This window comes from Rathayibacter sp. AY1C5 (assembly GCF_002931705.1).
In the GTDB taxonomy this organism is placed as follows: domain Bacteria; phylum Actinomycetota; class Actinomycetes; order Actinomycetales; family Microbacteriaceae; genus Rathayibacter.
In genome coordinates this window covers 1-21,799 of sequence record NZ_PSWD01000014.1, presented here as the reverse complement: position 1 = coordinate 21,799, position 21,799 = coordinate 1, and the positions used below count along the sequence as shown (strand labels likewise).

The window sequence follows — 21,799 nt, the reverse complement described above, 5'->3', positions numbered from 1 at the left end:
AGCGTCGCGCGCCGCCGGCGGTGCCTGCACGACGACCCGCCCGCGGCAGCGCTCGTGGCTGCGCCGCGATGGGGCGGTCGTGGAGGTGTCGGGCACCCGGGAGGCGGTCGCGGAGGCTCCGCGACCTCCGTCAGGTGCGGGAGACCGTCGGCTTCTCGGCGTCGGTGCCGGAAGCAGGGGTGGTGGTGTCGTCGGAGTCGGACTCGACGTCCTCGAATTCTACCGCAGCCGGGGCGGGCGTCCACTCGCGACCCGGCCGGTAGGCCGAGGGCTCGGCGCCCGGGTGCTCGCGCTTCTGGATCACCACGAGGACCAGGCCGATGACCACGGCGATGAGCGCGGCCCAGACGTTGGTGCGGATGCCCCAGAAGAACTCGCTCGGGTCGATCCGGATGGACTCGAACCAGACGCGGCCGATCCCGTACCAGATCAGGTAGGCGGCGAAGACGGTGCCCCACTGCAGCTTGAGACGGCGCTCGAGCAGGAGGATGACCGCGATGCCGACGACGTTCCAGAGGATCTCGTAGAGGAAGGTCGGGTGGAAGAGCGTGCCCGCCGGGAGGCCGACGGGGAAGGCCGGGTTGGTGGTCTCGATCTCGAGGCCCCAGGGCAGGGTCGTGGGCAGGCCGAAGAGCTCGTGGTTGAACCAGTTGCCCAGGCGCCCGAGCGCCTGAGCGGCGAGCATGCCGGGGGCGAGGGCGTCGGCGAAGGTCCAGAAGCGCACTCCTGTCCAGCGGCAGCCGATGAACGCGCCGACCGCGCCTCCGATGAGCCCGCCGAAGATGGCGTTGCCGCCGTTCCAGATGCGGACGACCTCCCACGGGTCGGCGCCGTCGTAGAAGTAGTCGCCGGGGTGGGTGAGCACGTGGTAGGCGCGGGCGCCGACGATGCCGAGCGGCACGGCCCAGATGATGATGTCGAGCACGACCCACGGCTCCGCGCCGCGGCGCTTGAGGCGCTGGTTCGTCATGATCGTCGCCACGATGATCCCCGCGAGGATGCAGAGCGCGTAGGTGTGGATCGCGAGCGTGAAGGTGCCGATCGTGAGGTCGTACTGACTCCACGCGTCGGGGGGGCTCGGAATGCTCAGCGGTACGGACACCGGTACTCGACCTTTCGAAGGAGGGGGTCCCCCGGGCACGGCTCGGCCGCGCCCCGGTGGGCATCCCGATTGTAGCGGGAGGGTGTCAGCGCGCGGAGCGCAGGCGGGTGCCCTCGGCGAGGCCGCGGGAGATCTCGGCGACCGCGTCGACCCCGCCGGACGCCAGCGCCCGCACCAGGGCGGATCCGACGATGGCGCCGTCCGCGTAGGCGAGGATCTCGGCGACCTGCTCGCCGGTCGAGATGCCCAGGCCGACGCACGCGCTCTCGGAGCCGGCGGCGCGGAGGCGGTCGACCAGGGTGCGAGCCGCGGAGTCGACATCGGTGCGCGCGCCGGTGATGCCCATCGTCGAGACCGCGTAGACGAATCCACGGCTCGAGTCGACGGCCTGGCGCAGGCGCGTGTCCGTCGAGGACGGCGCCGCGAGGAACACGCGGTCGAGTCCGAGCCGCTCGGAGACGGCGAGCCACTCGGCGCCCTCGTCCGGGATCAGGTCGGGCGTGATGAGGCCGGACCCGCCGGCCTCGGCCAGATCGGTGGCGAAGCGCTCGACCCCATACTGCAGGACGGGGTTGTAGTAGGTCATCACCAGGACCGGCACGTCGACGCGCGCCCGGATCTCGCGGACGGCCTCGAAGCCGTGGCGGAGGCGGAAGCCGCCCGCGATGGCGGCCTGGGTCGCCTCCTGGATGACGGGTCCGTCCATCACCGGATCGGAGTAGGGCAGACCGAGCTCGATCGCGTCGACGCCGTTCTCGGCCATGGCCACGGCGGCGTCGATGCTGGTCGGCAGGTCGGGGAAGCCGACGGGGAGGTAGCCGATCAGGGCGCCCGCCGCCTCCTCGTTCCGGCGCCGGACGGTCTCGGCGACGCTCGGTCCGCGGCCGCTCACGACTGCACCGCGCCCTGGTCCATGAGGCCGAAGTAGTGCGCAGCGGTCGTCATGTCCTTGTCGCCGCGGCCCGAGAGGTTGACCAGGATGGTGGCCTCGGGGCCGAGCTCGCGCCCGAGCTCCAGCGTGCCGGCCAGCGCGTGCGCGGACTCGATCGCCGGGATTATCCCCTCGGTGCGGCTGAGCAGCATGAGCGCGTCCATCGCGGCCGAGTCGGTGACCGCGCGGTAGTCGGCGCGGCCGATGCTCGAGAGCCACGCATGCTCCGGGCCGATGCCCGGGTAGTCGAGGCCGGCCGAGATCGAGTGCGACTCGACGGTCTGGCCGTCCTCGTCCTGGAGGAGGAAGCTCCGGGCGCCGTGCAGGACTCCAGGGCGGCCCTTGCTGATGGTCGCCGCGTGGCGGGGGGTCTCGATCCCGTCGCCGCCGGCCTCGAAGCCGACGAGGCGGACCTCGGGGTCGTCGAGGAAGGCGTGGAAGATCCCCATCGCGTTGGAGCCGCCGCCGACGCAGGCGGTGACCGCGGTGGGAAGCGAGCCGGTCAGCTCGAGGACCTGCTCGCGCGCCTCCTCGCCGATGATCTTCTGGAAGTCGCGGACGAGGGCCGGGAACGGATGCGGGCCCGCGACGGTGCCGAAGATGTAGTTCGTGGTGCCGACGTTCGTCACCCAGTCGCGCATCGCGTCGTTGATCGCGTCCTTGAGGGTGCGCGAGCCGGTCGTCACGGGGATCACCTCGGCGCCGAGCAGGCGCATGCGGGCGACGTTGAGGGCCTGGCGCTCGGTGTCGACCTCGCCCATGTAGACCACGCAGTCGAGGCCGAACAGGGCGGCGGCCGTGGCGGTCGCGACGCCGTGCTGGCCCGCTCCCGTCTCGGCGATGACGCGGGTCTTGCCGATCCGCTTGGTGAGCAGCGCCTGGCCCAGCACGTTGTTGATCTTGTGCGAGCCGGTGTGGTTGAGGTCCTCGCGCTTGAGGATGATCCGTGCTCCGCCGGCGTGCTCGGCGAACCGCGGCACCTCGGTGATGATCGACGGACGGCCGGTGTAGCTGCGGTGCAGCTCCATCAGCTCGGCCGCGAACGCGGGATCGACCTTCGTGCGCTCGTACTCGGCGCTCAGCTCGTCGAGGGCCTCGACGAGGGACTCGGGGACGTAGCGTCCGCCGAACTCGCCGAAGTAGGGGCCGAGTTCATCCCGGAGTGCCATGGGGGTACCGCCTATCGGTGTGGTCAGTGCGCCAGGAAGCCGGCGAGGGTGGAGACGGGGTCGCCGCCGGTGACGAGAGCCTCGCCCACGAGGACGACGTCGGCTCCGGAGCCGCGGTAGTGCGCGACGTCGTCGGCGGTGAGGACGGCCGATTCGGCCACCTTCACCGCATCGTCGGGGAAGCGCTCGGAGAGGCGGCCGAAGAGGTCGCGGTCGAGCTGGAAGGTGGAGAGGTCGCGGGCGTTCACGCCGATGAGCCGCGCGCCGAGGTCGGCGGCCCGCTCGAGCTCGTCGGCCGAGTGCGTCTCGACGAGCGGGGTCATCCCCAGCTCGAGCACGAGGGCGTGCAGCTCGGCGAGCAGGGGCTGCTCGAGCGCGGCGACGATGAGGAGGACCAGGTCGGCTCCGGCCGCGCGGGCCTCGAGGACCTGGTACGGCTCGGCGACGAAGTCCTTGCGCAGGACGGGGATCGACACGCGCTCGCGGACCGCCTCGAGGTCCGCGAGGGACCCCTTGAAGCGGCGCTCCTCGGTGAGGACGCTGATCGCGCTCGCTCCCCCGAGCTCGTACTGCCCGGCCAGCTCGGCGGGGACGGGGATGTCGGCGAGGGCTCCGCGCGACGGGCTGGCGCGCTTCACCTCGGCTATGATCCTGACGCGCTCGGCGGGGGCCAGAGCGGCCAGGGCGTCGAGGGCGGGCGCCTGGGCGAGCGCGCGGCGCTCGACGGCTTCGAGCGGGGCGCTCTCGCGGCGCCGGGCCGCGTCGGCCAGGGCGCCGGCGGTGAGGTCGGCGAGCACCTAGGCGCGCGCCTTCGGGTTCGCCTTCGCGCCGTTGACGCCGTAGCCCGCCTTGGCCATGCCCATGCCCACGAGCAGACCCACCACGACCAGGCCGGCCGAGAGCCAGACCACCAGGGGCACGTCGAACCAGAACGCGATCGTGCCGATCGTGAATCCGACCAGCATGATGACGACGGCCGTCCACGCTGCGGGCGAGTGGCCGTGGTTGTCGTCGTCGTGCTCGGTGCTCATGGGTCTCCTCCTGGGGGTGCATCGGGACCAGAGCAGTCTAGCGTGAGGCGCCTGAGCGCCCGGCCCCGGACTCGCCTGCGCAGCCCCTGCAGGAGGCGGGGATGCCGGACCGCCGGACACGTCCCCGGCCGGTGTCAGCGGCCCGAGGTGGGGTCGTCGCCGCGCGAGAGCTCGTCCCACGAGACGACCGGGTCGATGTCGCCGTCGTCCGTCTGCACGGTCGACGCGCCGTGGCCGTAGCCGTCGGCGGGCTCGAAGCGGGACGCGCGCTTCCGCGCCGCTCCCGGCCAGCGGCGCGAGGTCGCGAGGACGCCGATCCCGAGCAACGCGGTGAGCACGCCGCAGACCAGGGCGACGACGGGCCAGGCCGTCGCGGAGGACGAGGCCACGAGCGCGGCGACGGACTGCTCCCCCGCGATGGCGGTCGCCTCGGTGACCAGCGAAGCGCCGGCGCGCACGGGGTCGCCCAGTGCCGTCGCGGCCGTGAGCACCACCGAGGCGCCGAGGACGGCCTCCAGCAGACCGAGCACGATCCGGAAGACGGGGCCGGCGATGGCGAGGGCCGCGGCGAGAGCGAGGCCCGCGAGCGCCAGGGCGGAGAGCGCGGGCGCGGCGACGGTCCCGGCCACGTCGATCCGCTGGCCCTCCCCCTCGATCGCGGCCAGGGTCAGCGTGGACCAGGTCTGAGTGGAGGAGGTCAGCTCGAGCGCGGCGAGGAGCACGACCCCGAGGATCGCCGTGTACTTCAGCCGCCGTCCGCTCATGCTCACTCCGCCGGGCCGAGGCCGGTGAACGGCACGAGGGGGTCGACGTCGAAGCAGGCGTGCTCGCCCGTGTGGCAGGCTGCGCCGATCTGCTCGACCTGGACCAGCAGAGTGTCGGCGTCGCAGTCGAGGGCGGCACCCCGCACGTACTGCGCGTGCCCGGACGTGTCGCCCTTGCGCCAGTACTCCTGGCGCGAGCGCGACCAGAAGGTGACGCGGCCCTCGGTGAGGGTCCGCCGGAGCGCCTCGCGGTCCATCCAGCCCATCATGAGCACCTCGCGGGTGTCGTGCTGCTGGATGATCGCGGGCAGGAGCCCGGTCGGATCGAAGGCGGCGCGGTCCAGGACGGCGTCGAGCTCGGCGGGGGTCATCGGATCTCGATCCCGGAGGCCGCGAGCGAGCGCTTGACGTCGCCGATCGTCAGCTCGCGATTGTGGAAGACGGAGGCGGCGAGCACGGCGTCGGCCCCCGCGTCGACGGCCGGAGCGAAGTGCTCGACGGCGCCGGCGCCTCCAGAGGCGATGACGGGCACGGAGCTCAGCTCGCGCATCGCGGCGATCAGCTCGAGGTCGAAGCCCTGCTTGGTGCCGTCGGCGTCGATGGAGTTGACCAGCAGCTCCCCGGCGCCGCGCTCGACGGCCTCGGCCGCCCAGGCCAGGGCGTCGAGCTCGGTCTCGCGGCGTCCGCCGTGAGTGGTGACGACGAAGCCGGACGCCGTGGCGTCGCTCCGCTTGACGTCGAGCGAGAGCACGAGCACCTGCGCGCCGAAGACGTCGGCGATCTCGCCGAGGAGCTCGGGCCGGGCGATCGCGGCGGAGTTGACGCCCACCTTGTCGGCGCCGTGCGCGAGCAGTCGCGAGACGTCCTCGGCGCTGCGCACGCCTCCGCCGACCGTGAGCGGGATGAAGACCTGCTCGGCGGTCGCCCGCACCACGTCGTAGGTGGTCGAGCGGTCGTCGACCGTGGCGGTGACGTCGAGGAAGGTCAGCTCGTCGGCGCCCTGCTCGAAGTAGAGGCGGGCGAGCTCGACGGGGTCGCCCGCATCGCGCAGGTTCTGGAAGTTGACGCCCTTCACGACGCGGCCGGCGGCGACGTCGAGGCAGGGGATGACGCGGACGGCGAGACTCATCGGCTCCCTCTCTACAGGCGCGCGGCGTGGATGGAGGTGACCAGGATCGCGCGGGCGCCCAGGTCGTACAGGCGGTCCATCACCTGGTTCATGTCCGAGCGCGGCACCATCACGCGGACGGCCACCCACTCGGCGTCGTGCAGCGGCGAGACCGTCGGCGACTCGAAGCCCGGGGCGATCGCCGTGGCGCTCTCCAGGAGCGCGACGGGGCAGTCGTAGTCGAGCAGCACGTACTCGCGGGCGACCAGCACGCCCTGCAGGCGGCGCAGCAGCACCGGGATGCCCTCGGGCTCCCCCGCGGCGGAGACCAGGACGGCGGTCGAGTCCAGGATGACCGGGCCGAAGATCTCGAGGCCGGCCTTGCGGAGCGTGGTGCCGGTCTCGACGACATCGGCGATGACGTCGGCGACGCCGAGCTGGATCGCGGACTCGACCGCGCCGTCGAGGCGGATCAGCGTCACCTCGACGCCGTGCTCCCGGAGGAAGCGGCCCACGAGGCCCGGGTAGCTGGTCGCCACGCGGAGGCCGTCGATCTGCGCGAGCTCGTCGTAGCGGCCGGCGGGCCCGGCGAAGCGGAAGGTGGAGTTCGCGAAGCCGAGGCTCGCGATCTCGCGCGCCTCGGAGCCGGAGTCGATCAGGAGATCGCGGCCGGTGACCCCGACGTCGAGAGCGCCGGAGCCGACGTAGGTGGCGATGTCGCGCGGGCGCAGGTAGAAGAACTCGACCCCGTTGCGCTCGTCGACGACGTGCAGCTCCTTCGGGTCGCGACGGCCGGTGTAGCCGGCCTCCGCGAGCATCTGACCGGCGGTCTCCGAGAGGGAGCCCTTGTTGGGGACGGCGACGCGCAGGAGCGCCGGGGCGGGGGTGGTGGTCACGGGACGTCCTTCATGACTCGACGGCTGTTCAGGGGGCGGCACGGCTCCTCGGGGAGCGTGCGGGCGCGACGGCGCGGAGCGGAGGCGCACCCCGGCGAGCGGGGCGGGGCTCACAGATGCCGGTAGACGTCGGCCGTCGTCAGTCCCTTGGCGAGCATGAGCACCTGCAGGTGGTAGAGCAGCTGCGAGATCTCCTCGGCGGTGCGCTCGTCGCCCTCGTACTCGGCGGCCATCCACACCTCGGCGGCCTCCTCGACGATCTTCTTGCCGATGAAGTGCACGCCGGCGTCGAGCTCGCGGACGGTGCCCGAACCCTCGGGACGGGCGGCGGCCTTCTCGCCCAGCTCAGCGAAGAGGTCGTCGAAAGTTTTCACCGGGGAAGTCTATACGGCGGCCGGGCGCGGGCCGCCTCAGTGCCGGTGCAGGTGAGCGGTCGCCGTCTCGCGCAGCGACGCGATCGCGGCCTCCGGGTCGTCCGCGCCGAAGACCGCGGAGCCCGCGACGAAGGTGTCGGCTCCTGCCTCCGCTGCGATCTCGATCGTGCCGGGAGCGATCCCGCCGTCGACCTGGAGCCAGACATCGAGCCCGGTGCGGTCCACCACGTTCCGGAGCGTGCGCAGCTTGGGCATCGTCTCCTCCATGAAGGTCTGGCCCCCGAAGCCGGGCTCGACCGTCATCACGAGGACCTGGTCGAACTCGGGCAGGAGGTCGAGGTAGTCGTCCACCATCGTGCCCGGCTTGAGCGCGATCCCCGCCCGCGAGCCGATCTCGCGCAGGCGCCGCGCGAGTGCCACGGCGTCGCGCGCGGCCTCGGCGTGGAAGGTCACGGAGTAGGCGCCGGTCTCGGCGTAGTCGGGGGCCCACCGGTCGGGGTCGTCGATCATCAGGTGCAGGTCGAGCGGGCGGGGCGAGACGTCCTGGAGACGCTGGACCATGGTCAGCCCGAAGGTGAGGTTCGGCACGAAGTGGTTGTCCATCACGTCGACGTGCACGAGGTCGGCTCCGGCGATGCGCTGCAGCTCGGCCTCGAAGTTCACGAAGTCGGCGGAGAGGATGCTGGGGTTGATCCGTGCGGGCATGCGTCCAGCCTAGATCGGAGCGTCCTCCGCGTCCGCCCGGCCGAGCGCGTTCCCGCTCTGGGAAGGGAGGGTTCAGGCGTCTCCGGACGCCGCCTCGAGGGGCCGGCGGCGGAGGAGCTGCACGAACATGGCGTCGGTGCCGTGCCGGTGCGGCCAGAGCTGCACGTGGAGGGGGCCGTCCGGCAGCGGGAGCGCGTCTGCCGTCACCGCGCGCAGCACGGCCGGCGTGTCGACGAGCTCGAGCTCGTGCCGCTCCTGCGCGAGGGCGAGCACGCGCCGGGTCTCGCCGAGGTGCGGCGAGCAGGTCACGTAGGCCAGCAGCCCGTCGGGAGCGAGAGCCCTCACCGCGGAGTCGAGCAGCTCGCCCTGGCGGGCGGCCAGCGGCTCCACGTCGGCCGCGGACTTGCGCCAGCGCGCCTCCGGCCGCCGCCGCAGCGCACCGAGACCGGTGCACGGCGCGTCGAGGAGGATGCGGTCGAACGATCCCGGCTGCTCGTCGCCCAGGTCGCGCCCGTCGCCGGTGCGCACCTCGACCGACGGATCGACGGCGGCCAGCGCCTGCCGCACCAGGCCCGCGCGGCCCGGAACCACCTCGTTGGCGAGCAGCGCCGCCCCGCCTGCGCGCGCCTCCGCCGCGAGCAGCGCCGCCTTGCCGCCGGGTCCCGCGCACAGGTCGAGCCAGCGCTCGCCCGGGCGGACCGGCCGTGCCCGGGAGAGCGCCAGAGCGGCGAGCTGGGAGCCCTCGTCCTGCACGCGCACGCGGCCCTCGTGCACCGCGGGGAACGCCTCCGGGTCGCCGCCGGTGCTGGTCATGCCGACCGGCGAGAAGCGGTCGGATTCGGCGCCGGCGATCTCGCCGGGAGACGCCAGGCCCGGCAGAGCCACCAGGTTCACCCGCGGAGCCGCGTTGTCGGCGGCGAGCAGCGCGTCGAGCTCGTCGGCCGCCCCCTCCGCCGCCAGCGCCCGTCGCAGGGCGCGCACGATCCACACGGGGTGGGAGCTCAGCGCGGCGATCCGGTCGTCCCCGGAGACCGCGGCCGCGGAGACCCGCTCGCGCCACTCGCCGGCGCCCGAGCGCGAGACCGCGCGCAGCACGGCGTTGGCGAAGGCCACCGCTCCCCGCGAGGAGCCGGCCGCGACGAGCGCGACGCTCTCGTTCACCGCGGCGTGCGGGGCCACGCGGGTCGCGAGCAGCTGGTGCACGCCCAGGCGCAGCGCGTCGAGCACCGGCGCATCGATGCTCTCGACGGACCGGCCGGCCGCGAGGGCGATCACGCGGTCGTAGTAGCCGGACATCCGCAGAGTGCCGTAGCAGAGCTCGGTGGCCAGTCCCGCGTCGGCGGGCGAGAGGCCGGCGGCGCTGATCCGCGCGGGCAGGACCAGGTTGGCGTAGGCGTCCGACCCGCTCACCGCGAGCAGGACGTCGTAGGCGACCCGCCGGGCGGGAGCGGCCTCGCGACGGGCGCTCACGCGAGCACCGTGCTCTCGCGCAGGCCGCGGGCCCAGGCGGCGCCGGCCATCGGGGTCCTGCCGGCGGGCTGGACGGTGACCAGCTCGACCGCTCCGTCCGCGGTGCCGACGAGGGCGCGCCCCGAGTCGAGGCGGACGACGCCGGGAGCGAGGTCCCCCTCGGCCGCGCGGACCGCGAGCACCTTGAGGCGCGCGTCCCCCACCGCGGTCGAGGCTCCGGGCTCGGGAGTCGTTCCGCGCACGAGCGCGAGGACCCGCGCGGTCGGGAGGCTCCAGTCGATCCGGCCGTCGGCGGCGTCGAGCTTGGGAGCGGGGGTCGCCTCTCCGGCCTGCGGAGTCGCGACGGCCGTGCCCTCCTCCAGCGCGTCGACCACGCCGAGGGTGAGGCCGGCGCCGCTCGCGGCCAGCTCCGTCAGCAGCTCGCCCGCGGTGCGCTCCCCCGCGTCGACGGCGAGCTCGGCGTACACGTCACCGGCGTCGAGCTCGGCGACCAGCTGGAAGACGCTCGCGCCGATCCGCGTGTCGCCCGCCATCAGCGCCCGCTGGACGGGAGCCGCCCCGCGCCAGCGCGGCAGCAGGGAGAAGTGCAGGTTGATCCAGCCCAGGCGCGGCACCGCCAGCAGGCGCTGCCGGACGAGGCCGCCGTAGGCCACGATCACGCCGAGGTCGGGGGCGAGCTCCGCGATCCGGTCGGTCACGTCCTCGTCGAGGCGGTTCGCCCGGATCACCGGGATCCCCAGCTCCTCGGCCACGACGGCGACCGGCGAGGGGGTGAGCACGCGCTTGCGTCCCACCGGGGCGTCCTCCCGGGTGACCACGGCCACGACCTCGTGCGCGGAGGCGGCGAGGTCGCGGAGGGTCGGAACGGCGGCGGCGGGCGTGCCGGCGAAGACGAGGCGCACGGGGGTCTCCTGGGGAGTCAGAGGATGTCGGGGTCGTCGAGACGGACCCGGAGCCGGGGGGCCGGCCGGAAGCGGCCGGGCGTGGTCGGCGGGCGACGACGGCGCGTGGCGTTGCGGATCACGGCGGAGCGGAGGCGCGCGGCCACATCCGCACCGCGAGCGTAGTCGAACCGGACGATCGCCCGGACGGAGCCGTCCTCGAGCCCGACAGGACCGAGGACCTCGTGCCGGTCGTCCTCGTCGAGCGCCTCGAGCGCCTCCTCCACCGCGTGCGCGTCGCCGCTCACCGTGGCCAGGCGCACCGCGGGCGGGAAGCGCAGAGCGCGCCGCTCCTGGAGCTCGGCCCGGAGGTACTCGGCCTGCCGCCAGGTCGCCAGGGCGGTCGCGAGCCGGCCGCCGACCCCGACCAGGAGGACCGGCGCGCCCGGGCGGGCCAGCGCCGCGGCGTTCGACCAGGTGCGGAGCGCGTCGTCGGCGACCCGCAGGCTCTCGCGGGCCAGCATCCGCTCGCCGTCCAGCAGCAGGACGGCGTGGTAGCCGCCGTCGGCCCGCGGCTCCGCCCCGCGCGTGGCCACGACGAGCGCGGGCTCGTCGGGGAGGGTGAGCACGGGGCGCTGCCCGTCGGCGACGATCACCTTGGCACCCGGGAAGGCGCGTCCGAGCTCCTCCGCGGTGCGGCCCGCGCCGAGGGAGACGAGGCGCAGAGCCGTCGCCTCGCAGACGGAGCAGGTCCAGTCGGCCGCGATCAGGCCGCACCAGCCGCAGCTCGGCCGCCCGCCCTCGGAGTGCACGCCGAGCGGACCCTGGCAGCGGTTGCAGCGTGCGACGGTCCGGCAGCGGGCGCAGGCGACCACCGGCGCGTAGCCGGGGCGCGCGACCTGGACGAGCACGGGACCGGAGTCGAGGGCCTTCCGCGCCTCCCGCCAGGCGGAGGAGGGGATGCGCGCTGCCGCGTCGTGCTCGTCGGCCGCCCACTGCTGGGCGGTCGGCACGACGTGCGGGCGGCGGCTCGGCCGCGGCTCCACCTCGGTCGCGAAGCCGATCTCGACGAGCCGCTCGACCTCGACCGTGCGCGTGTTGCCGAGCAGGACGAGGCCGGCGCCGCTCTGCTCCTGCCGCACCAGGGCGACGTCGCGCGCGTGCGCGTAGGGCGCGAGCGGCTCGGCGAAGAGTGGATCGCCGTCGTCCCAGAGCCCGATCAGGCCGAGGGCGGAGGAGGGCGCGTAGAGGACGGAGCGGTTGCCGACGACGACCCGCGGCCCGGGATCGAGGCAGCGGACGAAGGCGGAGTAGCGCTCGGCGCCCTTCTGCCGCGCATCGAGGCGCACCACCGCCTCCGCGGGGACGAGGGCGGCGAGGGCCAGCTCCAGCTGCTCCTGGTCGCGGTAGTCGGGGACGGCCAGGATCGCGTCGCGGCCCGCGGCGAGCGTGTCCCGGGCGAGCTCGGCGAGCGTGACGGCCCAGCCGCCGACCCACGCGCCCGAGTCGAGCCTCACCGGAGCGGGCACGGCGCCGACCGCCAGCCGGGCCCCCTCGGCGAGTCCCGCGAAGGAGGCGTCGGGGTAGCCCGTCACGCCGCCCGCCTCGACCGCGGGCGCCGCAGGAGCGGGACCCGCGGCGAGTCGCGCCTTCTCGACGCGGACGTGGCGGCGCGGCACGGCCAGGCGCAGCACGTCGCTCGCGCCTCCGGAGGCGCGGTCGGCCACCCGGCGGGCGAGGGCCCAGACCTCCGGGGTCAGCACGACGAGCGGCGAGACCAGCTCCTCGATGCCGCTGAGCGCTCCGGCGTGCTCGGTCCCCTCCCCCGTCTCGACGACGAACGCGTCGGCGATCCGGCCTCCGGTCCGCAACGGCACCCGCACGCGCACGCCGGGGACCACCTCGCCGCGCAGCGCCTCCGGCACCGCGTAGTCCAGGAGCCGGTCGAGCTGCGGGAGGGGCGAGTCCAGGAGCACGCGCGCGACGGCTCCGCTCGTCGCCATCGCCGCCGCGCCCGCTACGAGAGGCCCGCGGCGGAGCGCAGGTCGTCGACCCGGTCGAGGCGCTCCCAGGTGAAGTCGGGGAGCTCCCGGCCGAAGTGGCCGTAAGCCGCGGTCTGCGCGTAGATCGGGCGGAGCAGGTCGAGTGCGTGGATGATCGCGGCCGGGCGCAGGTCGAAGACCGAGCGGATCGCCTCGGTGATCGTCTCGTCGGAGACGGTGCCGGTGCCGAAGGTCTCGACGTAGAGGCCGACCGGGGCCGCCTTGCCGATGGCGTAGGCGACCTGCACCTCCAGCCGCGAGGCGAGCCCCGCGGCGACCGCGTTCTTGGCGACCCACCGCATGGCGTAGGCGGCCGAGCGGTCCACCTTCGACGGGTCCTTGCCCGAGAACGCGCCGCCGCCGTGGCGGGACGCTCCGCCGTAGGTGTCGACGATGATCTTGCGGCCGGTGAGCCCGGCGTCGCCCTGAGGGCCGCCGATCTCGAAGCGGCCCGTCGGGTTGATCAGCAGGCGCACGGCGGAGGAGTCGAGGTCGACCGTCTCGAGGACGGGGCGGATGACGTGCGCCGCGATGTCCGCGTGGATCGTCTCGGTGCTGACGTGCTCGGCGTGCTGGGTGGACAGGACGACGGTGTCGATGGTGGACGGCGTCGTGCCGTCGTAGCCGATGGTGACCTGGGTCTTGCCGTCGGGTCGGAGGTAGTCGAGCTCGCCCGACTTGCGGACGGCGGCCAGGCGCTCGGCGAGGCGGTGCGAGAGCCAGCTCGGCAGCGGCATGTACTCGGGGGTCTCGTCGGTCGCGAAGCCGAACATCAGGCCCTGGTCGCCCGCGCCCTGGCGGTCGAAGGCGTCCTCGCCCGCCTCGGAGGAGCGGACCTCGAGCGCCGTGTCGACGCCCGCCGCGATCTCGGGCGACTGCTGGCCGATCGAGACCGAGACGCCGCAGGAGCGGCCGTCGAAGCCCTTCTCCGAGGAGTCGTAGCCGATCTCGACGATCGTGTCGCGCACGATCTTGGGGATCTCGACGTAGCCGCTCGTGGAGACCTCGCCCGCGACGTGCACGAGCCCCGTCGTGACCAGCGTCTCGACGGCGACCCGGCTGTGCGGGTCCTCGCGGAGCAGGGCGTCGAGGATGCGGTCCGAGATCTGGTCGCAGATCTTGTCCGGGTGGCCCTCGGTGACGGACTCGGAGGTGAACAGGCGGAGGGGACCGGAGGTCATGCTTCTCTTCTCGTCCCGGCTCGTGCGGACCGGGGTCGTTCGTACCGGGAGTGGCCTGGCGGGCGCGATGCCGGGCGGCAGGCGATCGGCGCCTGGGCGGGCGGACCGGCGGGGCTAGCGCACGACCGCGTCGAGGACGCGATCGGCCACCTCCGCCTTGCTGCCCGAGGCCTCGCCAACTATATCGCCGGCCCGATCGAGGACCACGACGGCGTTGCTATCGCTCTGGAAACCCTCGGCCCAGCCCACCCTGTTGAGGACGAGCAGGTCGCAGCCCTTCCGGGCGATCTTGGCGCGGCCGAGGGCGAGCATCGCGTCCCGGTCCGGCTCGGTCTCCGCGGCGAAGCCGACGACGATCTGCCCCTCCCGCCGGGAGGCGGAGATCTCGGCGAGGACGTCCGGGTTCTTGACGAGCTCGAGGACGAGACGGTCGCCCTGCTGCTCCTTCTTGATCTTCGCGTCGGCGACCGCGGCGGGCCGGTAGTCGGCGACGGCCGCGGCCATGATCACCACGTCCGCGCCGGGGGCCGCGGCGAGGGCGGCCTCGCGCAGCTCGAGCGCGGTGCCCACCGGGAGGACCGTGACGCCCTCCGGCGCCGGCACGTCGAGGTTCGCGGCGAGGAGGGTGACCTCCGCGCCCCGGGCCGCAGCGGCCAGCGCGAGCGCGACGCCCTGCCTGCCGCTGGAGCGGTTGCCGACGAAGCGCACCGGGTCGAGGGGCTCGCGGGTGCCGCCGGCGGTCACGAGGACGCGCACGCCCGCGAGGTCGCGGCGGGCGGAGGCTGAGCGGGCGTGGACGGCGAGGGCCTCCGCCACGATCGTCTCGGGCTCCTCCATACGGCCGGGGCCCGAGTCGGCGCCGGTGAGGCGGCCGACCGCGGGGCCGACGACGTGCACGCCGCGGGAGCGGAGCACCGCCGTGTTCGCGACGGTGGCGGCGTTCGCCCACATCTCGGTGTGCATCGCGGGGGCGACCACGAGCGGGGCGGTGCTCGCGAGCACCGTGTTGCCGAGCAGGTCGTCGGCGAGGCCGGCAGCGAGTTTGGCGAGCGTGTGCGCCGTCGCGGGCGCGATCACGATGAGGTCGGCGGCCTGGCCGATGGCCACGTGCCGGACCTCGGCGACGCCCTCGTAGAGCTCGGTGTGCACCGGGTTCCGCGAGATGGCCTCGAGGGTGGGCTTCCCGACGAAGCGCAGCGCGGCCTCGGTCGCGACGACGTGCACGTCGTGCTCCGCGAGGACCAGCGCGCGGACGACTCCGACGGCCTTGTACGCGGCGATGCCGCCGGTGATGCCGACGACGACGTTGAGCCGTCGGCCGGCCTCGAGAGAGGAGCCCACCCGGAGGGGACTACTCGGCGAGGGGCTTGGCGACGAGCTTGTCCTCGTTGATCTCGTGCAGTGCGACCGAGAGGGGCTTGTCGTCGATGGTGGAGTCGACCAGCGGGCCGACGTTGTCGAACAGGCTGCCCTCGTGGAGGTCGGCGTAGTAGTCGTTGATCTGGCGGGCGCGCTTGGAGGCGAAGATCACCAGCGCGTACTTGGAGTCGACCTTCGAGAGGAGCTCGTCGATGGGCGGGTCGATGATGCCGAGGTTGTTGGCCATGGGTGTCTCCTTGCAGGCGCATCAGCGCCGATCTGCGGCTCCGGAGCAACACGGCGCGCGGGCTCCGAGGGGCGTGTGCCCGGTGGGACCCGGGGCGTCGGCCCGGAGGTGGTCGGTGGCCCGGTGTCAGCGGCCCGGGTCAGCGGGCGCGCCGTCGGCACGAGGCGACATCAATTCTACGACCTCGCGGGCCGCTTCGGGCACGGTGCTGTTGACGACGGCGAAGTCGAACTCGTCCTGCGCGGCCAGCTCCACCTTCGCGGTGGCCAGACGGCGCTCCTGCTCCTCCGCGCTCTCGGTGCCGCGGCCGACCAGCCGGCGGACCAGCTCGTCCCAGGTCGGCGGCAGGAGGAAGACCAGCCGCGCGTCCGGCATCCGCTCGCGCACCTGGCGGGCACCCTGGATGTCGATCTCGAGCATCACCTGCCGGCCCTGCTCCAGCGCGGCGTCGATGGGGCCGCGGGGCGTGCCGTAGCGGTGAGCGTTGTGGACGACGGCGTACTCGAGGAACTCCCCCGCCGCGACCATCCGGTCGAACTCGGCGTCGTCGACGAAGTAGTAGCTGACGCCGTCCACCTCGCCCGGACGCGGGGCCCGGGTGGTGGCCGAGACCGAGAGCAGGACGTCCGGGTAGTTCTCGCGGATGTAGGTCGACACGGTGCCCTTGCCGACAGCGGTCGGACCGGCGAGGACGAGCAGGCGGTTGCGGCCGGGGCGGCGCTGCCGCGACTCCCGCTCCTCCAGGAACGACGACAGGCCCTCGACCTGGCGCCGGCCGAGCCCGCCGAGGCGCTTCGACTCGGCGATCCGCAGCTGGTCCATCACCCGGGGCGTCTTCACCACGCCGAGTGCGGGCACGGCGCGGAGCAGCTCGCTGACGCGCATCCGCCCCTCGACTCCGAGCGGCTCGGCCTGGGCCGCCGCGAGCACGGCGGTCGCGGGGCGGCGTCCGGCGGCGACGGCCTTCTTGACGGCGGCGCGGGCACGGCGCGCCGCGATCGCGGCCTCGGAGGCGGCGCGCCGGTCGACCTCGGGCGGCGAGGGACGGCGCACGGCCTCCGGGCGCGAGGAGGCGCCGGGATCGGGGCTGACGGTTTCAGCGGACAAGGGTCTCCTGGATGTCGGTCGCGCGGCGGGTGATCTCGGCCGCGATCCCCGAGGGGCCGGCGCCGAGCACGCTCCGCGACTCGCTGACGATGGTGGCGGCGCTCAGCGCGCCGAACAGCCGCTGCGCGTCCGCGACGGCCGCGCCCTGGTGGCCGAAGCCGGGCGCGAGCACCGGGAGTGCGGGGTGCAGCGGCTCGTCGATGCCGATGCCGAAGTCGCCCAGGGCGACCGTGGCGCCGAGCACCACGCCGACCGAGCCGATCGACGCGCGAGCGTGAGCGTCGTTCCAGGATGCCACGTCCGCCACGACCGCGCGTGCCACGGTGGATCCCGCCCGGCCGCCGTCCTGCACGAGGGCGCGCTGCACGGGGCGGGCCTCGGGGTTGGAGGTGGCTGCGAGGACGAACACGCCCTTGCCCGCCTCCTCGGCGAGGGTCAGCATCCCCTCGAGGGAGCCGAGCCCCTGGTAGGCCGCCGCGGTCATGGCGTCCGCCTCGAGCGGCGAGCCGGGCCGGAGCCACGCCTCGGCGTAGGCGGTGACGCTCGTGCCGATGTCGCCGCGCTTGACGTCGGCGATCACCAGCAGTCCGGCCTCGCGGGCGTCGGCGAGCACGCGCTCGAGCGCGGCGTAGCCCGCCGAGCCGTGCCGCTCGAAGAACGCGATCTGCGGCTTCACCACGCCCGCACGGCCGGCCGCCGCCTCGACGACCGTTCGGCCGAAGCTCTCGAGCCCGGCCGCGTCGTCGGCGAGGCCCCACGCGTCGAGCAGGTACGCGTGCGGGTCGATCCCGACGCAGAGCCGGCCGTGCGCGGCGAACGCCGCCTCGAGGCGCGAGCCGAAGGAGGCGGTGCCCGCCGCGCCGCCGCTCACGCGGTGCGCTCCGCGCGGCGCAGGGCGTAGTCCTGCAGGCTCGTCACCTCGAAGGGCTCGTTCGCCGCGTCGAGCGAGGCGACCGCCGCCGCGAGCTGGGCGATCGTGGTGAACAGCGGCTTGTCCGCGGCGACCGCGGCGGCGCGGATCTCGTAGCCGTCGGCGCGGGTCGCTCCTCCGCTGGGCGTGTTGATCACCACGTCGACCTCGTCGCGGGCGATCAGCTCGACGATGGAGGGCGCGTCGCCCTCGGCGGTCTCGCTGTACTTGCGGACCACGCGGGCCTGGATCCCGTTGCGATTCAGCACCTCGGCCGTGCCCTCGGTCGCGAGGATGTCGAAGCCGAGCTGACGCAGGCGCAGCGCGGGCAGGACGATCGAGCGCTTGTCGCGGTCGGCGACCGAGATGAAGACGGTCCCGCTCGCCGGCATGCCGCCGTACGCGGCGTCCTGGCTCTTCGCGAAGGCGCGCGGGAAGTCGCGGTCGATCCCCATGACCTCGCCGGTGGAGCGCATCTCGGGCCCGAGCAGCGAGTCGACGATCTGGCCCTCCTTGGTGCGGAAGCGCTTGAACGGCAGGACCGCCTCCTTCACCGCGATGGGAGAGTCCATCGGGACGTCGGAGCCGTCGCGCTCGGGCAGCAGACCCTCGGCCTTCAGCGCGGCGATGGTCTCGCCCACCATCAGGCGCGACGCGGCCTTCGCGAGCGGGATGCCCAGCGCCTTCGACACGAACGGCACGGTGCGCGAGGCCCGGGGGTTCGCCTCGAGCACGTAGAGCACGCCCTGGCCGATCGCGAACTGGACGTTCAGCAGTCCTCGGACGCCGACGCCCTGCGCGATCGCGAGGGTCGCCTCCCGCACCTGGTCGATCTGGCGGCGGCCGAGCGTCACCGGCGGGAGCGTGCACGCCGAGTCGCCGGAGTGGATGCCGGCCTCCTCGATGTGCTCCATCACTCCTCCGATGTAGAGCTGCTCGCCGTCGAAGAGCGCGTCGACGTCGATCTCGATCGCGTCGTCGAGGAAGCGGTCCACCAGCAGCGGGTGCGCCTCGTCGATGATCCCCTCGCCGGCCATCCGCTCGAAGTAGTCCTCGAGCTGGGGCGTGCCGTAGACGATCTCCATGCCGCGCCCGCCGAGGACGAACGACGGACGGACGAGGACCGGGTAGCCGATCTCCACCGCGACCTCGCGGGCGCCGTCGAGGTCGGTCGCGGTGCCGTTGCGCGGAGCGAGAAGTCCCGCCTCGTCGAGGATCCGCGAGAACGCGCCGCGCTCCTCCGCGAGGTCGATGTTCGCGGGGGTGGTGCCGAGGATGGGCACGCCGGCCGCCTCGAGGCCCGCGGCGAGCCCGAGCGCCGTCTGGCCGCCCAGCTGCACGACGACGCCGACGAGCTCGCCGGACTGCGACTCCGCGTGGATGACCTCGAGCACGTCCTCGAGAGTCAGCGGCTCGAAGTAGAGGCGGTCCGAGGTGTCGTAGTCGGTCGAGACCGTCTCGGGGTTGCAGTTGATCATGATCGTCTCGAAGCCCGCGTCCGAGAGCGCGAACGAGGCGTGCACGCAGGAGTAGTCGAACTCGACCCCCTGGCCGATGCGGTTGGGGCCGGAGCCCAGGATGACGACCTTGCGGCGGTCGGCGGCGACGACCTCCGTCTCCTCGTCGTACGAGGAGTAGTGGTACGGCGTGAGCGCCGGGAACTCGCCCGCGCAGGTGTCGACGGTCTTGTAGACCGGGCGCACGTCCAGCGCGTAGCGGGTGCGGCGGACCTCCGCCTCGTCGAGCCCGCGGAGCTCGGCGATCTGCGCGTCCGAGAAGCCGTGGTCCTTCGCCAGGCGGAGGAGTCCGGCGTCGAGGCCGTCGTGCTCGCGCACCAGGTCGGCGATCTCGTTGATCAGCACGATCTGGTCGAGGAACCAGGGGTCGATCTTCGTGGACTCGAACGCCTGCTCGACCGTGGCTCCCAGGCGCAGCGCCTGCTGCACGGTGACGATGCGGCCGTCGGTCGGGGTCCTCGCGATCTCGAGGAGCTCCTCGACCGAGCGCTCCTGCGCGCCCCAGTGGAACGACGAGCCGCGCTTCTCGAGCGAGCGGAGCGCCTTCTGCAGCGCCTGCGCGTAGTTGCGGCCGATCGCCATCGCCTCGCCCACCGACTTCATGGTCGTGGTCAGCGTCTTGTCGGCGGCCGGGAACTTCTCGAACGCGAACCGCGGGACCTTCACGACCACGTAGTCCAGCGTCGGCTCGAAGCTCGCCGGCGTCACCTTGGTGATGTCGTTCGGGATCTCGTCCAGGCGGTAGCCGATGGCGAGCTTCGCGGCGATCTTGGCGATCGGGAAGCCGGTCGCCTTGGAGGCGAGGGCGGAGGAGCGGGAGACGCGCGGGTTCATCTCGATCACGATGATCCGGCCGTCCGCCGGGTCGATCGCGAACTGGATGTTGCAGCCGCCGGTGTCCACGCCCACGTCGCGGATGATCCGGATGCCGATGTCGCGCAGCTTCTGGTACTCGCGGTCGGTGAGGGTCAGCGCCGGTGCGACGGTGATCGAGTCGCCCGTGTGCACGCCGACGGGGTCGACGTTCTCGATCGAGCAGACGACGACCGTGTTGTCGGCCGTGTCGCGCATGAGCTCGAGCTCGTACTCCTTCCAGCCGAGGATCGACTCCTCCAGGAGCACCTCGGTGGTGGGGCTCTGGTGCAGGCCGTCGCCGACCATCCGCACCAGCTCCTCGCGGGTGTAGGCGAAGCCGGAGCCCAGGCCGCCCATGGTGAACGACGGGCGGATGACGAGGGGATAGCCCAGGTCCTCGGCGTACTCGATCGCCTCGTCGACGGTGTGCGCGATGTAGGACTTCGCGACGTCGGCGCCCGCGTCCAGCACCAGCTGCTTGAAGATCTGCCGGTCCTCGCCGCGGTTGATCGCCTCGAAGCTCGCGCCGATGAGCTCGACGCCGTACTTCTCGAGGATCCCGAGGTCGTGCAGCTGGATGGCCGCGTTCAGGGCCGTCTGCCCGCCGAGGGTCGGCAGGATCGCGTCCGGCTTCTCCTTGGCGATGATCGCCTCGATCGCCTTGGGCGTGATCGGCTCAACGTAGGTGGCGTCGGCGAAGTCGGGATCGGTCATGATCGTCGCCGGGTTGGAGTTGACGAGGATCACGCGCACCCCCTCGGCGCGCAGCACGCGGCAGGCCTGGGTGCCGGAGTAGTCGAACTCGACGGCCTGTCCGATGACGATCGGGCCGGAGCCGATGACCAGGACGCTCTGGATGTCTTCCCTGCGCGGCATTACTTCTGCTCTCCGATGCTGCTGGTCGTGGGGATGTCGGTGGGCTCCGAGGCCCCGCGCCCGGCCGTGCGCTGCACGACCATCTCGCGGAAGCGGTCGAAGAGGTGGTTGGAGTCGTGCGGGCCGGCCGCCGCCTCCGGGTGGTACTGCACCGAGAAGGCGGGGATGTCGAGGCAGCGCAGGCCCTCCACGACCGAGTCGTTGAGGGAGTAGTGGCTGACCTCGACGCGGCCGAAGCCCTCGGGCGAGTCCAGCTCGCCCTCGATCGGCGCGTCCACGGCGAACCCGTGGTTCTGCGAGGTGATCTCCACGCGGCCGGTGAGCTTGTCGAGCACGGGCTGGTTGATCCCGCGGTGGCCGAACGGGAGCTTGTAGGTGCCGAAGCCGAGAGCGCGCCCCAGCAGCTGGTTGCCGAAGCAGATGCCGAAGAACGGCAGGTCGGCGCGCAGGGTGGTGCGCAGCAGCTCGACGTGGCGGTCCGAGGCCTCGGGGTCGCCGGGGCCGTTGGAGAAGAAGAGCGCGGACGGGTCGAGCGCGAGCACCTGCTCGGCGGTCACCGACTCGGGCAGCACGTGGACGTCGAAGCCGCGCTCCGCGAGGTAGTTGACCGTCGAGGTCTTCACCCCCAGGTCGATGACCGCGACCGAGCCGACGCGCTCGCCGCGGGCGGGCACCGTGTACTGCTCGTCGGTCGAGACCGAGGAGGAGAGGTTGAGCCCCTGCATCTGCCGGCCGCCGAGGACCAGCGCGAGCTGCTCCTCCTCGGGGAGGGCGAGGTCCTCGCCGGAGAACACGCCGGCGCGCATCGAGCCGGCCGAGCGGATGTGGCGGGTGATCGCCCGGGTGTCGACGCCGGAGATCCCGACGATGCCGTCGGTCTCCAGGTCGTCGCCGAGGGAGCGCTGCGCGCGGAAGTTGGAGACGACGCGGGAGGGGTCGCGGACGACGTAGCCGGCGACCCAGATGCGGCGCGACTCCATGTCCTCGTCGTTGGTCCCGGTGTTGCCGATGTGGGGCGCGGTCTGCACGACGATCTGGCCGGCGTAGCTCGGGTCGGTCAGCGTCTCCTGGTAGCCGGTCATGCCGGTGGCGAAGACGATCTCGCCCAGGGTGCGGCCTCGGGCGCCGTAGGCCTGTCCCCGGAATCGTCGTCCGTCCTCGAGGACGAGGACGGCGGTGGGTTCGGTGCTGAGGCGTGTCGTTGGCACGGACTAGGAGCCCTTCTGGGTCGTGTCGGGGCCGCCGTCCTCGTCCTCGAGGACGGACGACGATTC

21 protein-coding genes are annotated in these 21,799 nt (G+C 73.3%); all 21 read right to left on the bottom strand.

All coding sequences use genetic code 11. The features are described from left to right. Window positions 1-130: 130 nt before the first annotated feature. Complete coding sequence (gene lgt / locus C5C57_RS11135) at window positions 131-1,102, bottom strand: prolipoprotein diacylglyceryl transferase (protein ID WP_258059820.1); 972 nt, start codon at window positions 1,100-1,102, stop codon at window positions 131-133. Between the two features lie 85 nt (window positions 1,103-1,187). After that, on the bottom strand, window positions 1,188-1,994 hold the full coding sequence (gene trpA / locus C5C57_RS11130) for a tryptophan synthase subunit alpha (RefSeq protein WP_104246788.1): 807 nt from the start codon (window positions 1,992-1,994) through the stop codon (window positions 1,188-1,190). Further along, complete coding sequence (trpB, locus tag C5C57_RS11125) at window positions 1,991-3,202, bottom strand: tryptophan synthase subunit beta (protein WP_104225310.1); 1,212 nt, start codon at window positions 3,200-3,202, stop codon at window positions 1,991-1,993. The genes trpA and trpB overlap by 4 nt, the downstream gene beginning before the upstream one ends. A gap of 23 nt (window positions 3,203-3,225) precedes the next feature. Beyond that, on the bottom strand, window positions 3,226-3,999 hold the full coding sequence (gene trpC, locus C5C57_RS11120; protein ID WP_104221862.1) for an indole-3-glycerol phosphate synthase TrpC: 774 nt from the start codon (window positions 3,997-3,999) through the stop codon (window positions 3,226-3,228). Continuing rightward, window positions 4,000-4,233 (bottom strand): DUF6704 family protein, encoded by a 234-nt coding sequence (locus C5C57_RS11115; RefSeq protein ID WP_104221860.1) that lies wholly within the window; start codon window positions 4,231-4,233, stop codon window positions 4,000-4,002. A 134-nt stretch (window positions 4,234-4,367) separates the two neighbouring features. Beyond that, a complete protein-coding gene (locus C5C57_RS11110; RefSeq protein ID WP_104297630.1) occupies window positions 4,368-4,997 on the bottom strand; it encodes a Trp biosynthesis-associated membrane protein in 630 nt (209 codons plus the stop codon). 2 nt (window positions 4,998-4,999) lie between these two features. After that, window positions 5,000-5,368 (bottom strand): phosphoribosyl-AMP cyclohydrolase, encoded by a 369-nt coding sequence (gene hisI, locus C5C57_RS11105; RefSeq protein ID WP_104221855.1) that lies wholly within the window; start codon window positions 5,366-5,368, stop codon window positions 5,000-5,002. Beyond that, a complete protein-coding gene (gene hisF / locus C5C57_RS11100; RefSeq protein WP_104246786.1) occupies window positions 5,365-6,126 on the bottom strand; it encodes an imidazole glycerol phosphate synthase subunit HisF in 762 nt (253 codons plus the stop codon). Before hisF ends, hisI begins: the two co-directional genes overlap by 4 nt. 11 nt (window positions 6,127-6,137) lie before the next feature. Further along, window positions 6,138-7,001, bottom strand: coding sequence for an ATP phosphoribosyltransferase (hisG, locus tag C5C57_RS11095; protein WP_104221851.1), 864 nt, complete (start codon window positions 6,999-7,001; stop codon window positions 6,138-6,140). 110 nt (window positions 7,002-7,111) lie between these two features. Further along, window positions 7,112-7,375 carry a phosphoribosyl-ATP diphosphatase gene (locus C5C57_RS11090; RefSeq protein WP_055791842.1) on the bottom strand — a complete coding sequence of 88 codons (264 nt, stop codon included), beginning with the start codon at window positions 7,373-7,375 and terminating at the stop codon, window positions 7,112-7,114. A 36-nt stretch (window positions 7,376-7,411) separates the two neighbouring features. Next, a complete protein-coding gene (gene rpe, locus C5C57_RS11085; protein WP_104297629.1) occupies window positions 7,412-8,080 on the bottom strand; it encodes a ribulose-phosphate 3-epimerase in 669 nt (222 codons plus the stop codon). A gap of 72 nt (window positions 8,081-8,152) precedes the next feature. Next, on the bottom strand, window positions 8,153-9,550 hold the full coding sequence (locus C5C57_RS11080; RefSeq protein ID WP_258072746.1) for an RsmB/NOP family class I SAM-dependent RNA methyltransferase: 1,398 nt from the start codon (window positions 9,548-9,550) through the stop codon (window positions 8,153-8,155). Beyond that, window positions 9,547-10,452, bottom strand: coding sequence for a methionyl-tRNA formyltransferase (locus C5C57_RS18140; protein ID WP_181027104.1), 906 nt, complete (start codon window positions 10,450-10,452; stop codon window positions 9,547-9,549). The genes C5C57_RS11080 and C5C57_RS18140 overlap by 4 nt, the downstream gene beginning before the upstream one ends. 17 nt (window positions 10,453-10,469) lie before the next feature. After that, entirely contained in the window at window positions 10,470-12,434 is a 1,965-nt protein-coding gene (locus C5C57_RS11070; RefSeq protein WP_104297627.1) for a hypothetical protein, read from the bottom strand. A 14-nt stretch (window positions 12,435-12,448) separates the two neighbouring features. Continuing rightward, window positions 12,449-13,654: a methionine adenosyltransferase gene (gene metK / locus C5C57_RS11065; RefSeq protein WP_104221839.1), complete on the bottom strand. Its 1,206-nt coding sequence runs from the start codon at window positions 13,652-13,654 to the stop codon at window positions 12,449-12,451. A 114-nt stretch (window positions 13,655-13,768) separates the two neighbouring features. After that, entirely contained in the window at window positions 13,769-14,995 is a 1,227-nt protein-coding gene (gene coaBC / locus C5C57_RS11060; protein WP_104237507.1) for a bifunctional phosphopantothenoylcysteine decarboxylase/phosphopantothenate--cysteine ligase CoaBC, read from the bottom strand. Window positions 14,996-15,005: 10 nt separating this feature from the next. Then, window positions 15,006-15,260, bottom strand: a complete 255-nt coding sequence (gene rpoZ, locus C5C57_RS11055; RefSeq protein ID WP_104221835.1) for a DNA-directed RNA polymerase subunit omega — start codon at window positions 15,258-15,260, stop codon at window positions 15,006-15,008. A 126-nt stretch (window positions 15,261-15,386) separates the two neighbouring features. After that, entirely contained in the window at window positions 15,387-16,313 is a 927-nt protein-coding gene (gmk, locus tag C5C57_RS11050; protein ID WP_181027107.1) for a guanylate kinase, read from the bottom strand. Window positions 16,314-16,356: 43 nt separating this feature from the next. Further along, window positions 16,357-17,238, bottom strand: coding sequence for an orotidine-5'-phosphate decarboxylase (pyrF, locus tag C5C57_RS11045; protein ID WP_104246781.1), 882 nt, complete (start codon window positions 17,236-17,238; stop codon window positions 16,357-16,359). Continuing rightward, entirely contained in the window at window positions 17,235-20,525 is a 3,291-nt protein-coding gene (gene carB, locus C5C57_RS11040) for a carbamoyl-phosphate synthase large subunit (RefSeq protein ID WP_104221829.1), read from the bottom strand. The genes pyrF and carB overlap by 4 nt, the downstream gene beginning before the upstream one ends. Beyond that, window positions 20,525-21,733 (bottom strand): glutamine-hydrolyzing carbamoyl-phosphate synthase small subunit, encoded by a 1,209-nt coding sequence (gene carA, locus C5C57_RS11035; protein ID WP_104225321.1) that lies wholly within the window; start codon window positions 21,731-21,733, stop codon window positions 20,525-20,527. The genes carB and carA overlap by 1 nt, the downstream gene beginning before the upstream one ends. Window positions 21,734-21,799 lie beyond the last annotated feature (66 nt).

Coding starts and splice junctions, on each gene's coding strand:
- rpe (WP_104297629.1), bottom strand. CDS start 8,080: ATGCCCGCACGGATCAACCCCAGCATCCTCTCCGCCGACTTCGTGAAC.
- C5C57_RS11115 (WP_104221860.1), bottom strand. CDS start 4,233: ATGAGCACCGAGCACGACGACGACAACCACGGCCACTCGCCCGCAGCG.
- C5C57_RS11070 (WP_104297627.1), bottom strand. CDS start 12,434: ATGGCGACGAGCGGAGCCGTCGCGCGCGTGCTCCTGGACTCGCCCCTC.
- metK (WP_104221839.1), bottom strand. CDS start 13,654: ATGACCTCCGGTCCCCTCCGCCTGTTCACCTCCGAGTCCGTCACCGAG.
- C5C57_RS11110 (WP_104297630.1), bottom strand. CDS start 4,997: ATGAGCGGACGGCGGCTGAAGTACACGGCGATCCTCGGGGTCGTGCTC.
- rpoZ (WP_104221835.1), bottom strand. CDS start 15,260: ATGGCCAACAACCTCGGCATCATCGACCCGCCCATCGACGAGCTCCTC.
- trpB (WP_104225310.1), bottom strand. CDS start 3,202: ATGGCACTCCGGGATGAACTCGGCCCCTACTTCGGCGAGTTCGGCGGA.
- hisI (WP_104221855.1), bottom strand. CDS start 5,368: ATGACCCCCGCCGAGCTCGACGCCGTCCTGGACCGCGCCGCCTTCGAT.
- carB (WP_104221829.1), bottom strand. CDS start 20,525: ATGCCGCGCAGGGAAGACATCCAGAGCGTCCTGGTCATCGGCTCCGGC.
- hisF (WP_104246786.1), bottom strand. CDS start 6,126: ATGAGTCTCGCCGTCCGCGTCATCCCCTGCCTCGACGTCGCCGCCGGC.